The 12,368-nt window shown below is 68.2% G+C and carries 13 protein-coding genes; all 13 read right to left on the bottom strand.

Features of this window, described 5'->3' with window-relative positions; translation table 11 throughout:
• Positions 1-393 precede the first annotated feature (393 nt).
• The 13 genes from QP552_RS09565 to hisG all read right to left on the bottom strand — a co-directional run bounded on the left by QP552_RS09565 (position 394) and on the right by hisG (position 12,362).
• Complete coding sequence (locus QP552_RS09565) at positions 394-1,125, bottom strand: copper homeostasis protein CutC (RefSeq protein ID WP_286075747.1); 732 nt, start codon at positions 1,123-1,125, stop codon at positions 394-396.
• Positions 1,122-2,120, bottom strand: coding sequence for a N(4)-(beta-N-acetylglucosaminyl)-L-asparaginase (locus QP552_RS09560; protein ID WP_286075746.1), 999 nt, complete (start codon positions 2,118-2,120; stop codon positions 1,122-1,124). Before QP552_RS09560 ends, QP552_RS09565 begins: the two co-directional genes overlap by 4 nt.
• Positions 2,121-2,171: 51 nt before the next feature.
• Entirely contained in the window at positions 2,172-3,194 is a 1,023-nt protein-coding gene (locus QP552_RS09555; protein WP_106549691.1) for a glucokinase, read from the bottom strand.
• A gap of 84 nt (positions 3,195-3,278) precedes the next feature.
• The gene (locus QP552_RS09550; RefSeq protein ID WP_005409434.1) at positions 3,279-3,563 is read right to left on the bottom strand and encodes a hypothetical protein; all 285 of its coding nucleotides are present in this window, start codon (positions 3,561-3,563) and stop codon (positions 3,279-3,281) included.
• Between the two features lie 35 nt (positions 3,564-3,598).
• Positions 3,599-5,188, bottom strand: coding sequence for a calcineurin-like phosphoesterase family protein (locus tag QP552_RS09545; protein WP_286075745.1), 1,590 nt, complete (start codon positions 5,186-5,188; stop codon positions 3,599-3,601).
• 99 nt (positions 5,189-5,287) lie between these two features.
• Positions 5,288-5,908 carry a bifunctional phosphoribosyl-AMP cyclohydrolase/phosphoribosyl-ATP diphosphatase HisIE gene (gene hisIE, locus QP552_RS09540; protein ID WP_106549689.1) on the bottom strand — a complete coding sequence of 207 codons (621 nt, stop codon included), beginning with the start codon at positions 5,906-5,908 and terminating at the stop codon, positions 5,288-5,290.
• Positions 5,898-6,674 (bottom strand): imidazole glycerol phosphate synthase subunit HisF, encoded by a 777-nt coding sequence (hisF, locus tag QP552_RS09535; RefSeq protein ID WP_286075744.1) that lies wholly within the window; start codon positions 6,672-6,674, stop codon positions 5,898-5,900. Before hisF ends, hisIE begins: the two co-directional genes overlap by 11 nt.
• Positions 6,668-7,402 carry a 1-(5-phosphoribosyl)-5-[(5-phosphoribosylamino)methylideneamino]imidazole-4-carboxamide isomerase gene (gene hisA, locus QP552_RS09530; RefSeq protein WP_111113084.1) on the bottom strand — a complete coding sequence of 245 codons (735 nt, stop codon included), beginning with the start codon at positions 7,400-7,402 and terminating at the stop codon, positions 6,668-6,670. Before hisA ends, hisF begins: the two co-directional genes overlap by 7 nt.
• Entirely contained in the window at positions 7,399-8,001 is a 603-nt protein-coding gene (gene hisH, locus QP552_RS09525; RefSeq protein WP_006436751.1) for an imidazole glycerol phosphate synthase subunit HisH, read from the bottom strand. Before hisH ends, hisA begins: the two co-directional genes overlap by 4 nt.
• The gene (gene hisB, locus QP552_RS09520; RefSeq protein ID WP_286075743.1) at positions 7,998-9,071 is read right to left on the bottom strand and encodes a bifunctional histidinol-phosphatase/imidazoleglycerol-phosphate dehydratase HisB; all 1,074 of its coding nucleotides are present in this window, start codon (positions 9,069-9,071) and stop codon (positions 7,998-8,000) included. Before hisB ends, hisH begins: the two co-directional genes overlap by 4 nt.
• Complete coding sequence (gene hisC, locus QP552_RS09515) at positions 9,068-10,162, bottom strand: histidinol-phosphate transaminase (RefSeq protein WP_286075742.1); 1,095 nt, start codon at positions 10,160-10,162, stop codon at positions 9,068-9,070. The genes hisB and hisC overlap by 4 nt, the downstream gene beginning before the upstream one ends.
• Positions 10,159-11,454, bottom strand: coding sequence for a histidinol dehydrogenase (hisD, locus tag QP552_RS09510; RefSeq protein ID WP_111113080.1), 1,296 nt, complete (start codon positions 11,452-11,454; stop codon positions 10,159-10,161). The genes hisC and hisD overlap by 4 nt, the downstream gene beginning before the upstream one ends.
• The gene (hisG, locus tag QP552_RS09505) at positions 11,451-12,362 is read right to left on the bottom strand and encodes an ATP phosphoribosyltransferase (RefSeq protein ID WP_019338500.1); all 912 of its coding nucleotides are present in this window, start codon (positions 12,360-12,362) and stop codon (positions 11,451-11,453) included. The genes hisD and hisG overlap by 4 nt, the downstream gene beginning before the upstream one ends.
• Positions 12,363-12,368 lie beyond the last annotated feature (6 nt).

Raw genomic sequence — 12,368 nt, 5'->3', positions numbered from 1 at the left:
TTCGAAAGTGTGGACGCACGGACGGGTGGTGGCGCGGCACTACGGCTGATCCGGGCGCCTGGATCGGTTCAAGACCGTCGCGGCGCCCTCCCCTGTGGATCGATCCAAACTAAAGCACAGCTGAACCATGCCCGGCATGCGGCGACGCACAAACCGGTGACGGCGTGCCGTTATTGGCTACCGGTATCGAGAGCAATCAATGGGTTGCGGACTATGGCTGAGAGAACAGCGCAGGAATGCATGACACGATTGCGACAATCACGCGCGGAACGGTTTTGTCCGCGGCAAGCCTGCTGCAGGGGTCAGATCCCTTCGCAGAAGGGCTCTGACCCAATTGCGTGCGCGGTCGGGGTCGGAGCCCTTCTGCGAAGGGATCCGACCCCGCGCCTGCAATCAGCCGTCCAGCGCCTGCCGCAGTGCGGCCACGGTGGCGGTGGCGGTCTGGCTCCAGTCCGGGTCCAGGCCGCGCAGGGCCGGATTCTGGAACTGCATGGCCGAGCGCCGCAGGCCCTTGGCCGAGGCGTGCAGTTCGCTGCAGCCACTCTTCCGCGCGACCGTGGCAATGTTGGCCGGGCCCAGTCCGGCACCAGCCATCACCGTGATGCGCGCCTCCGCCTGGGTGACCAGGCCCGCCAGCACCTCGGCACCGGCCTCGGCGCTTGCCTGGCCCCCCGAGGTCAATACCCGTTGGCATCCCAGCCCGATCACCTGCTCCAGTGCGGCAGGAAGGTCGCGGGCGGCATCGAAGGCGCGGTGGAAGGTCACCTGCAACGGCCCGGCGGCCTGCACCAGTTCGCGGCACAGCGGCAGATCGATGTTGCCCTGCACATCCAGTGCGCCGATCACAACGCCATCGCAGCCGAGGGCACGGCATTGCGCGATGTCACGCAGCATCAGTTCGGTTTCCAGCGCGTCGTAGTGGAAATCACCCGGGCGCGGGCGCACCAGCACGAACAGCGGAATCGACAGGCGTTCGCGGGCGATGGCGATGCTGGCGAACGACGGCGTGGTGCCGCCCTCGGCCAGGTTGTCGAACAGCTCGATGCGGTCGGCGCCGCCGGCCTGTGCGGCCAACGCCGAGGCCAGCGAGTTGCTGGCGATCTCCAGGGTGCGCCGCGTGCTCACGCCTGCGTGCTCGTGTAGATCGACGGCGAGTCGCGCAGGTCATCCTGGCGCTGCGCATCACACACCGCGTAGACGAAACCGCGGTGCAACGCGTACGCGCCCACCTCGCCCTGCTTGTTCATGGCCAGGAAGCACACCTGCAGCGTTCTGCTCGCTTCCGGGCGCTTGCGCACCACACGGTCGATCGCCTCGCGACAAGCCTGCGCCGGCGAGCGCCCCTGGCGCATCAGCTCGACCACCAGGAACGAAGCGGCGTTGCGGATCATCTCCTCACCTACGCCAGAGGCGGTGGCCGCACCCACTTCGTTGTCGACATACAGGCCGGCACCGATGATCGGACTGTCGCCGACCCGGCCGTGCAGCTTCCAGGCCATGCCGCTGGTGGTGCAGGCACCGGCCAGATGGCCCTTGGCATCCAGCGCCAGCATGCCGATGGTGTCGTGGTTGTCGCTGTTGCCGGGGATGCCACGGCGCTCGGCATTGATCTGCGGCTGGTACTTCTCGGTCTTCAGCCACTCGCGCCAAGCCGCTTCGGCCTGCGGTGTCAGCAGGCGCTGGCGTTCGAAGCCCTGCTGCACGGCAAACTGCTGTGCGCCCTCGCCCACCAGCAGCACATGCGGGCTGTTCTCCATCACTTTGCGGGCCACCGACACCGGATGCAGGATGTCGACCAGCGCGGCCACCGCGCCACAGCGGCCATCACCATCCATGATGCTGGCATCCAGGCTCAGTACGCCGTCGCGATCCGGGTTGCCGCAATGACCGACGGTGGGATTGCACAGTTCGCTCTCGGCCCAGCGCGCACCGGCTTCCACCGCATCCAGCGCGCTGCCACCTTGCGCCAGTACTTTCCACGCAGCCTGGTTGGCCGGCACGCCGAAGTCCCAGGTCGAAACCACCTTGGCTCCACCCTGCGCGCGCGCGTGTACGCCCGGTAATGCTGCCATGCCTGCAGCCAGTGCTCCGGCCTGCAGGAACTGCCTGCGATCCACCATCTTCCCCTCCCAGTCTGCAATGTGCGGCCGGCACGATGCCGGTCGCAGCGATCAGTCGTGCGCGGGCTGCCGTGCGGCGTGCCAGACCGCTGCGCCCAGCACCCCCAGCTGGCCATGCTCCACCCGCCATACCGGCACCTGGCGCAGCACCTCGGTCAGCACGCCCTTGTTGAGGAAGCGCTCACGGAAACGGCCATCGGCCAGGAAATCCTGCACGTGCGCGGAAATGCCGCCGGCCAGGTACACCGAGCGTGCGCCGACGGCGATCGCCGCGTCACCGGCCAGGCTGCCCAGCCAGGCGCAGAACACCTGCAGCGTCTCCACCGCCAGCGCATCCTCGCCGCTGCGGGCGGCGCCGATCAGCGCCTCGGTGCTGGACCACACCGGGGTGACGCCACGCAGTTCGCACAGGCACGGATACAGGTTCATCAGGCCGCTGCCGGAAAGCACGCGCTCGTTGTCCACGTGCGCCCAGCGCTGAAGCAGCTTGCCCAGCACCTGCAGTTCCAGCGCGTTGCCGGCGCCAAGCGCGGCATGGCCGATCTCGCTGGCCAGCACCGGGCGCTCGCCATCGGCGAAACGCAGCGCGGCGCCCAGGCCGGTGCCCGCGCCCAGCACCAGCGCCGGGAACGCCTGCGCCGGATCGGCGTCGCCGTTCAGTGGCACCAGCGTCTCGCGCTGCAGGTACGGGATGGCCAGTGCCACCGCCTCGAAATCATTGATCAGCTGCAGCTCGCGCAGCCCGGACTGCGCGCGGGTGGCCGACAGCGATACGGTCCACGGCAGGTTGGAATTGATCAGCACATCGCCATCGAGCAGGCCGGCGATGGCCACCACGGCGGTCTGCACCGGCTGGCTGAGGCCAGTGGTGAAATCAGCAAGGATCGCCGCCAGGCTGGGATGCTCGGCGCAGGCGTAGGTGCGATGGCTGCCCAGCAGCGGCGCCTGGCCGGGTTGCGTTTCAGCCAACGCCAAACGGGCGAAGGTGCCGCCGACATCGGCGACGACCAGATGGCGCGGAAGACCGCCGCGGGCGGAGTCGGAGGAAACCGGGGACGCTGCTGCGATGGTCACGCTGGCCTGCTTGGATCGATTGAATCGCCCCGATTCTCAGGCATCGGGGCGGCTTTGCCTAGCACGCCGGTGGTTCAGGTTGGCCTACATGCCTTCCTGTTCGGCCACCTGCACGCCGTCCACCAGCACGCGCAGGCGCTGCGGGCGGAAGCCGGCGAACAGCAGCGGCCGGGTGCGTTCCACCAGCACTTCATGGCCAGCAATGTGGCGCAGCCACGACTGTACCAGCGAGAACGAGAAGTGGGTGCCCGGATGCAGCGGGTGCTGCACCCAGACCTTCTCGGTGGCGCTCTGCAGCAGCATCGCGCCGGTGAACCAGTGGCGGCTGAGGGTCACCGGCGTAGTGCCGGCCATGAAGCGGATATCCATGCGGGGTCCTTTCGCTGGAGAGGCCTTGCGGCGTATCAGGGCTGGGCAGTCTGCAGGCTGTAGCTGGTGGTGGCAGTGAACACTGCGCCATCGGGCTGGGTGGAGCGTACCTCGACCTTGTGGCTGCCCACCGCCAGATCGGTCGGCAGTGCGCCACGCCACAGGTGAGGCGATGCGGTGGCCTCCGGCGAACGATCGTAGCCACGCAGGCTGTTTGCCATATCGTCGGCCACGTTCTCCACCATCAGGCGCGGGTCCGGCTGGCTGACCTGCTTCATCGGCTGCCAGGCGCCGCCGTCGACGCGGTACTCGACCACGCTGGCATCCTCGCCCATGTAGACGTTGGCATAGATGCCCCATGCCGGGTAGGCGCCCTGGCGGAGCACCTTCGGTGCATGCAGGCCGATCTGTTCGCTGGCTGGCCTGCCGGCCACGCGGTACTGCAGTTTGTAGCTGCCATTGCCGGCGACATCCAGCAGCGCATAGCCCTTTGGCGTGCCATCGCTCATGGTGCTGTCCGGCACGCCGGCGGCATCCTTCACCCCGGACCAGAATGCACCGCAGTTGGCACCGACATTGTATTCGTGCAGCGGCTTGTCGCCGTTCCAGCCCTCGGCCTTGCCGTGATAGACGTGCTGCTGGGTGTGGCTGTGGCCGCTGAGCACCAGCACGTTGCGGAAGTCCTTGAGCAGGTCGAACAGGCGCTGGCGGTCGGCATGACGGAAGGTCTCGCGCCCTGGCGCCGCATCGAACAGCGGAATGTGCATGCCCAGTACCAGCAGGCGGTCCTTGTGCAGGCCCTTCAGATAGCTGGCGAGGAAGGCGAACTGGTCTTCGCGCAGGCCGCCGACATACTTCGGCCTGGCCCTGGGGTCGTACACCACGTCGTCGAGGAATACGAAGCTGGCGCCGCCCTCTTCCACCGCGTAGGTGTCCGGGCCATAGATGTTGCGCCAGCTGTCCAGCGAATGGTCGTCGCTGGCTGCATCGAAGTCGAGGTCGTGGTTGCCCGGCACATGGAACCACGGCACGCCCAGCGACGTGGTGACCTTGTTGATCGCCGGATACAGGGTGAGGTCGTCGTTGACGATGTCGCCCAGCGTGGTACCCAGGCGCGCCCTGGTCTGGCCGACCAGCGGCGCCACGATCGACTGCTGGTAGTAGCCGATGTCCTTCAGGCTGGCAGTCTGCGAATCGGTGAACACCAGCATCTGGAAGCCGCGGCGGCTGTCATGGCGGTCCGGCTGCAGAGCGAAATCCCAGTTGCGGGTGACATCGCCGGTGGCGGCGATGCCACCGTACTTCAGCGCCGGCGAGCCGTTCGGACGGTAGTGGCGCCAGAACGACGGCAGGCCGTCGGCCGCCTTCAGGAAGGCATAGGCATCGGGCTTGATCACGAACACGGTCTGGCCGTCGCGCACCGGCAGGCTGTAACTGCCATCGGCAGCGGTCTTGACGATGGTCTCGCCGTTGGAGACCTGCACCCCGGCCAGGCCCGGATCGGTGGCACCGCGGCCCGGCTTGCCGTCGCGCTCCAGATAGACCTTGCCGGTGACCACGGTGTCCGCGGCCCAGGCCGGCGAGGTCAGCAACAGGCAGCACAGCCAGGCGGCAGGCAGTTTCATGGGACGGTCCGGGAGAGAAGAAGACTCCCTATTGTAGAGCCGAGCCATGCTTGGCTGCATTGCAGAGGTGGGTGCGGACCGTTGGTCCGCACGCCTCCTTCAACGATGGCGCTTTTCCAGCACTGCCCGCGCATCCTCCAGCGACAGGCCACGCGCGCGCAGCAGCACCAGCAGGTGGTAAAGCAGGTCCGAGGCCTCGCCCAGCAGCGCTTCATCGTCCTGCGCCACCGCTGCCAGCGCGGTCTCCACGCCCTCCTCGCCCACCTTCTGCGCGATGCGGCGGATACCGCCCTCGAACAGGCTCGTGGTGTAGCTGCCCGGTGGCCGCTGTGCCTCGCGCATCGCCACCAGCTGGCCCAGCCCGCCAAGGAAGTCCTTCGGCGCGCCATCGAAGCAGCTCTCCGCACCGGTGTGACAGGTCGGCCCGGCCGGGCGCGCCATCACCAGCAGCGTATCGGCATCGCAGTCCACGCTGATCGACTGCACCACCAGCACGTTTCCGGACTGCTCGCCCTTGGTCCACAACCGCTGCTTGCTGCGGCTGAAGAACGTCATGTGGCCGATCGCCAGGGTGGCCGCCAGCGATTCAGCGCTGACATAGCCCAGCATCAGCACCTGCAGGGTATCGGCATCCTGCACGACAGCAGGCAGCAGGCCTTCGCCCTTGCCCCAGTCCAGCGCCTGCAGCGCATCCAGTGACGGCCTCACTTCAATAGACATCCCGCACCTCGATCTGCTGCTCGCGCAGGTAGCGCTTCAATTCCGGAATGGCGATGGCGCCGCTGTGGAACACGCTGGCGGCCAGCGCGCCATCCACATCGGCCTGGTCGAAGGCCTCGGCGAAGTGTTCCATCGCACCGGCGCCACCGGAGGCGATCAGCGGCACCTGGCAGAGTGCACGCGCCTGCTGCAGCTGCGCGACGTCGTAGCCGCGGCGGACACCATCGCTGTCCATGCAGTTCAGCACGATTTCGCCGGCGCCACGCCGTTGTGCTTCGACAATCCAGTCCAGCGTGCGCAGCGGCACCGCCTGGGTCTTGTCCGGATCGCCGCTGAAACGCCGCACCCGCCACTGCCCATCGGCCTCGCGCACCGAATCGACACCGACCACCACGCATTGCACGCCGAACTCGTCGGCCAGCTCGGTGATCAGTTCCGGGCGCCCCAGCGCCGGCGAGTTGATCGACACCTTGTCGGCACCGGCGAACAGCACGCGGCGTGCCGTTTCGACGCTGTCGATGCCACCGGCCACGCAGAACGGGATGTCGATCAGTCGCGCGATACGCTCGATCCAGGCCACGTCCACTGAACGCGCCTCGGGGCTGGCGCCGATGTCATAGAACACCAGCTCGTCGGCGCCCTGGTCACGGTAGCGTTGCGCCAGCTCGGCGATATCGCCCATGTCGACGTGGTCGCGGAAACGCACGCCCTTGACCACGCGGCCATCGCGCACGTCCAGGCAGGGAATGATGCGCCGGCTCAACATGCCAGTGCCTCCGCCAGGTCCATGCGCTGCTCCAGCAGCGCCTTGCCAAGGATCGCGCCACCGCAGCCTGCACTTCGCGCTTCGGCAACGTCGGCCACGTCACGGATGCCGCCGGAAGCCTGCACGGCCACGCCCGGCAATAGCGCCGAAAGGTGTTGGTAGAGGCTGATGTTGGGCCCGGCCAGCATGCCGTCGCGGGCGATGTCGGTACACAGCAGGTGGCGCATGCCGGCGCGTGCGTAGCGCTGGGCCAGATCATCCAGGGTCACCCCGGCGTTCTCGGTCCAGCCGTGCACCGGCAGCTGCCACTGGCCCTGCGCATCCTGGCGGGCATCAAGCGCAATGGTGATGCGCTCGGCACCGAATTCCTCCAGCCAGCCCACCACCTCATCGGGGCGGCGCACGGCCAGTGAACCGACCACCACACGGTGGGCGCCGGCATCGAGGATGCGCGCCACGTCATCGCGACCGCGTACGCCACCGCCGGTCTGCACCCGCAATGGCGTCTGCGCGCGGATCCCGGCCAGCAGTGGCGCCAGCGTATAGCCGCCGGCCCGCGCCGCATCCAGATCGACCAGGTGCATCCACTGCGCGCCCTGCGCAGCAAATGCCTGCGCGCGCGGCAGGGGGTTGTCGCCATACGAGGTTTCCTGCGCGTAGTCGCCCTGGCGCAGCCGCACCACGCGGCCATCACGGATGTCCAGCGCGGGGTAAACGATGAAGCTCATGCAGCAGTGCCCTCGAGGAAATTGCGCAGCATCAGCGAACCGGTTTCGCCGGAACGCTCGGGATGGAACTGCGCACCGTAGTAGCGGCCCTGCTCCACCACGGCCGTGAACAGGCCGCCGTGATCGCAGGCAGCAACGGTGTGGGTATTCAGCGGCGCCGCATAGCTGTGCACGAAGTAGGCACTGGCCCGCTCCGGTACACCCTGCAACAGCAGCGACTCCCGCAGCGGCAGCAGCCGGTTCCAACCCATGTGCGGCACCCGGATGCCGCAGGCCGGCACCAGCTTGCGTACCACGCCGGGAATCAGCCCCAGCGTTTCCACGCCCGCTTCCTCGGAGCGCTCGAACAACAGCTGCATGCCCAGGCAGATGCCCATCAACGGCACTTCCAGCCGCTGCAACGGCTCGACCAGGCCCTGCGCATGCAGGCGCTGCATGCCTGGACCCGCCGCACCGACACCGGGCAGGATCACCCGCTGCGCGCCGACCAGCCCATCGGCATCGCGCACCAGCCGAACGCTGGCGCCGAGGCGTTCGAGCGCGTAGCGCACCGAACCAAGATTGGCACCGCCCGCGTCGATCAGCGCTACGTCACTCACAGCGCCCCCTTGGTGGTCGGCAACGCCGTGCCCTGCCGGGCCAACGCCGGCCGCAGCGCGCGCGCCAGTGCCTTGAAGCAGGCCTCCACCTTGTGATGGTCGTTGTCACCGCGTACCTGCAGGTTGAGGTTCAGCCCGCTGGCATCGCACAGTGAACGGAAGAAGTGCGGCACCAGTTCCGTCGGCATGTCGCCCACCCGTTCGCGCTTGAACTCGCCGTCGAACACGAAGTATGGGCGGCCGCTGAAATCCAGCGCAGCGCTGGCCAGGGTCTCGTCCATCGGCAAGGTGAAACCGTAGCGGCCGATGCCGCGCTTGTCGCCCAGTGCTTCGCGCAGCGCCTGGCCCAGCGCGAGGCCGGTGTCTTCGATGGTGTGGTGCTCGTCGATGTGCAGGTCGCCCTCGGCCTGGATGTCCAGGGCGAAGCCGCCATGCTTGCCGATCTGTTCCAGCATGTGGTCGAAGAACGGCAGTCCGGTGGAGATGCACGCATCGCCCGCACGATCCAGATCCAGTTCGACGCGGATCTTCGTTTCTTTCGTATCGCGCTGGACCACAGCGGTACGCGGCGCGTCGGCCAGCGCGTGGGCGATGCCCGGCCAGTCCCACTCGCCACCAAACTGCTCGGTACGCAGCTGGAAACCACGGATATTGAGGTTGTCGGCGAACTGCAGGTCGGTGATGCGGTCACCCACCATGCCGGAGCGTGCCCAGTCGATGCTGCGGTCCTGCAGGTAGGCGGTCATCAGGCCGATGCCCGGCTTGCGGGTCGGCGCATTGTCCTGCGGCCAGCTGCAATCGATCAGCACGTCACGGAAAGTGATGCCCTGGCTCTCGAAGATCTGCAGCATCAGGTCGTTGGGGCCATCGAAGCTGGCGCGCGGATAGCTATCGCTGCCAAGGCCATCCTGGTTGCTGACGATGACGAACTGGTAGCCGGCATCACGCAGCTTGAGCAGCGCCGGGATCACCTGCGGCACGAAGCGCAGCTTCTCATAGGCGTCGATCTGGAAATCGGCCGGCTCCTCGATGAGGGTGCCGTCGCGGTCGATGAACAGGATCGGGGTCATGCGGCGGCCCTCCGCGCCGACAGGACCGCGAGCACGCGGTCGTTCTCTTCGGGGCTGCCGATGCTGACTCGCAGAGCATCGCCCAGCTGTGGCGCGGCGCGCTGGTCGCGCACCACCACGCCAGCAGCCAGCAGCGCATCGAATGCGGCCTGGGCATCGGCGAAGCGCACCAGCAGGTAGTTGCCGGACGAGGCATACACGCGGCGCACGCCGGGCAGGCCGGACAGCGACGCGAACAGGCGTTCACGCTCGACGATGACCGTGGCCACGCGTTCGGCGGTGCGCGCCAGTGCGGCCGGTTGCAGTGCCTGCACAGCCAGTTCGGCGCACGGGGTCGGCACCGGGTACGGCGCCTGGCAGCGGCGCAGCACGGCAATCAGTTCCGGTGCGGCGATAAGGGTTCCAATGCGGGCAGCCGCCAACGCGTGCGCCTTCGACAACGTGCGCAGCACCGCCAGATTCGGGTTCACGGCCAGCAGCGTGGTCGCCGACGGACGCTGCGCGTACTCGACATAGGCCTCATCCACCACCACCAGCGCCTGCCCGCGCAACGCCGTGGCCACGCGCTCGACCTCATCCAGGGCGATATCACTGCCGGCTGGGTTCGACGGTGCGCACAGGAACACCAGCTTGGCATTGCGCGCCCTGGCGGTGTCGATCACCGCATCCAGATCGGCACGCAGGCCGTCTTCGCCGTCCACCAGCGGCACTTCGATCAGCGGGGCGCCCTGCAACCTTGCACACACGGCGTACATGCCGAACACCGGCGGCGTGACCAGCACGCCATCACGACCGGGCACGCACAGTGCGCGCACCAGCAGGTCGATGGCCTCGTCACTGCCGCGCCCGACCAGCAGCTGCTGCGGCTGCACGCCATACAGTGCGGCCAGGCCTTCACGCAGCGCCAGCGGCTGCGGTTCGGGATAGCGCCGGCTGCTGCCGTCGGCATCGGCCGGATTGGCCCAGGCCGATTCATTGGCGTTCAACCAGACCTCGCCCTGCACCGCGGCACTGCGCGCCGAACTGTAGCCGGCAAAGGCCTGCAGATCCGGGCGTACCAGTGCCAGCACATCATCAATAGGGGCGCTCATGCGGCGGCCTCCATGCGCAGGGCCACCGCACGTTCGTGCGCGTCCAGGCCTTCGGCGCTGGCAATGGTGCGCGCGCAACCACCGATCGCCGCCAGTCCTGCAGCGCTGGCACTCTGCACGCTGATCAGGTTCTGGAAGCTGGCGACGCTGACACCGCTGTAGGCACGTGCGGCGCCTGCTGTCGGCAGTACGTGGTTGGTGCCGCTGCAGTAGTCGCCCAGTGCTTCCGGCGTGTAATCGCCGAGGAACACCGAGCCGGCCGCCTGCACCTGGTCCAGCCAATCGCGCGGCTGGCGCAACGCCAGGATCAGGTGTTCGGGCGCATAGCGGTTGCTGATCGCAAAGGCTTCACCCAGCGTCTCCACCTGGATCAACCGCGAAGCCGACAATGCCTGGCGTGCGATCTGCTGGCGCGGCAGCAGGGCCACCTGGCGCTCCACTTCGGCCTCGACCGCCGCCAGCATCGCGGCATCGTCGGTCAGCAGAAGCACCTGCGAATCCGGGCCATGCTCGGCCTGCGACAGCAGATCGGCAGCCACGAACGCCGGATTGGCACCCGCATCGGCGATCACCAGCACTTCCGACGGGCCGGCCGGCATGTCGATGGCGGCGGCGCCGTCCTGTGCGACCTGCTGCTTGGCTTCGGTAACGAAGCTGTTGCCGGGCCCGAACAGCTTGTCGCAGGCCGGGATGGTGGCGGTGCCATAGGCCATCGCGGCAATCGCCTGCGCGCCGCCGAGCTTGAACACGCGCTGCACGCCGGTCAGGCGCGCGGCCACCAGCACCGCCGGATCGGCAGTCCCGTCGGCGCGCGGCGGCGTGCACAGCACTACCTGCGGGCAACCAGCCAGTTGCGCCGGCACGCCCAGCATCAACGCGGTGGACGGCAGCGGTGCACTGCCTGCCGGTACGTACAGGCCGACCCGGCCGATCGGCCGCAGCATGCGTTCACAGACCACGCCCGGCGCGGTCTCCACGGCATAGCCCTTGCCCATGCCAGCCTCGTGGAAGCGCGTGATGCGCTCGGCAGCTTCCACCATGGCCTGGCGCAGTTCCGCGGGTACCGCCGCTTCGGCGGCCGCGAACTCGTCATCGGACACTTCGAAGGACGCCAGCTCCACGCCATCGAAACGTGCGGTAATCGCACGCAGCGCCTCGTCGCCCTGTGCGCGCACCTGCGCGATCAGCGCCGCCACCGCGTCGCGGGTCTGTTGCGCCACGGTCTGCACCGGGCGGGTCAATGCCGCGCTGCGCGCGGCCTCATCAAGTCGGGACCAGATCAGACGGTTCATGCCAGCGACCGCTCCACGCTCAACACCATCAGGCCCTGCGCGCCGGCGCGCTCGAGTTCTTCCATGCGTTGCCAGCTCAAGGGACCCGGGCACATGGTCTGCAGGCGCAGTGCGCCGCCATCGGCCGGCAGCCGCACCAGCGGCTCGGCATCGGCCAGCAACTGTGCCAGCGCATCGACGCGATCCTCGCTTGCGCGGAACATCAGCAGCTTGCGATCCTGGCGCTGCACCACGCCGTCGAGACGGCGCAGCAGCATCGCCCGCAGCGACGCGCGTGCGTCATCCGGCACGCGCACCGCGCCCGCCAGCACCGCCTCGCTGTCGAGCAGGTTGTGCACCGGGGTCAACTGGTTGGCGCGCAGCGTGGCGCCGCTGGAGACCAGGTCGCAGATCAGGTCGGCGGTACCGAGGCGTGGCGCGATCTCCACCGAACCGGACAGCTCGACCACCTGCGCATCCACGCCCTGCTCATCCAGCCACTGCTTGAGGATCGCCGGGTAGCTGGTGGCGATGCGGGTGCCGGCCAGCTGCGCCGGGCCCTGCCACTGCCATTCCTCGGGTACCGCCAGCATCAGCCGGCACTGGCCGAAGCCCAGCCCGCGCAGCGCCTGGTAGGCATCGGGCAGGCCGATCTGGCGGCGAGCCGCAGCCTGCTCATCCAGCTCGTTGCGGCCGACGATGCCGAGGTCGCAGACGCCGTCGGCGATCAGGCCCGGGATGTCGTCGTCGCGCACCAGCAACAGGTCCACCGGCAGCGATTCGCCGTAGCAGAACAGCTTGTCGCGGCTCTCGCGCCAGCTCAGGCCACAGGCACTGAGCAGGTTGCGGGCGGGCTCGGCCAGCCGGCCACTCTTCTGGATGGCGATACGCAGCCGGTCGCGTGCCGGCGCTGCCTGGGTTGCACTCATGGGGGA

The sequence above is a fragment of the Stenotrophomonas sp. 59 genome, assembly GCF_030291095.1.
Classification (GTDB): Bacteria; Pseudomonadota; Gammaproteobacteria; order Xanthomonadales; family Xanthomonadaceae; genus Stenotrophomonas; species Stenotrophomonas maltophilia_Q.
The sequence above is the reverse complement of the archived record's forward strand: the minus strand, read 5'-3'. Positions and strand labels throughout refer to the sequence as shown.

Excerpts from the sequence above, each read along its gene's own strand:
- hisIE (WP_106549689.1), bottom strand. The coding sequence starts at position 5,908 with ATGTCTATTGAAGTGAGGCCGTCACTGGATGCGCTGCAGGCGCTGGAC.
- hisF (WP_286075744.1), bottom strand. The coding sequence starts at position 6,674 with ATGTTGAGCCGGCGCATCATTCCCTGCCTGGACGTGCGCGATGGCCGC.
- QP552_RS09560 (WP_286075746.1), bottom strand. The coding sequence starts at position 2,120 with ATGGTGGATCGCAGGCAGTTCCTGCAGGCCGGAGCACTGGCTGCAGGC.
- QP552_RS09545 (WP_286075745.1), bottom strand. The coding sequence starts at position 5,188 with ATGAAACTGCCTGCCGCCTGGCTGTGCTGCCTGTTGCTGACCTCGCCG.
- hisB (WP_286075743.1), bottom strand. The coding sequence starts at position 9,071 with ATGACCCCGATCCTGTTCATCGACCGCGACGGCACCCTCATCGAGGAG.
- hisD (WP_111113080.1), bottom strand. The coding sequence starts at position 11,454 with ATGAACCGTCTGATCTGGTCCCGACTTGATGAGGCCGCGCGCAGCGCG.
- hisA (WP_111113084.1), bottom strand. The coding sequence starts at position 7,402 with ATGAGCTTCATCGTTTACCCCGCGCTGGACATCCGTGATGGCCGCGTG.
- hisC (WP_286075742.1), bottom strand. The coding sequence starts at position 10,162 with ATGAGCGCCCCTATTGATGATGTGCTGGCACTGGTACGCCCGGATCTG.
- hisG (WP_019338500.1), bottom strand. The coding sequence starts at position 12,362 with ATGAGTGCAACCCAGGCAGCGCCGGCACGCGACCGGCTGCGTATCGCC.
- QP552_RS09550 (WP_005409434.1), bottom strand. The coding sequence starts at position 3,563 with ATGGATATCCGCTTCATGGCCGGCACTACGCCGGTGACCCTCAGCCGC.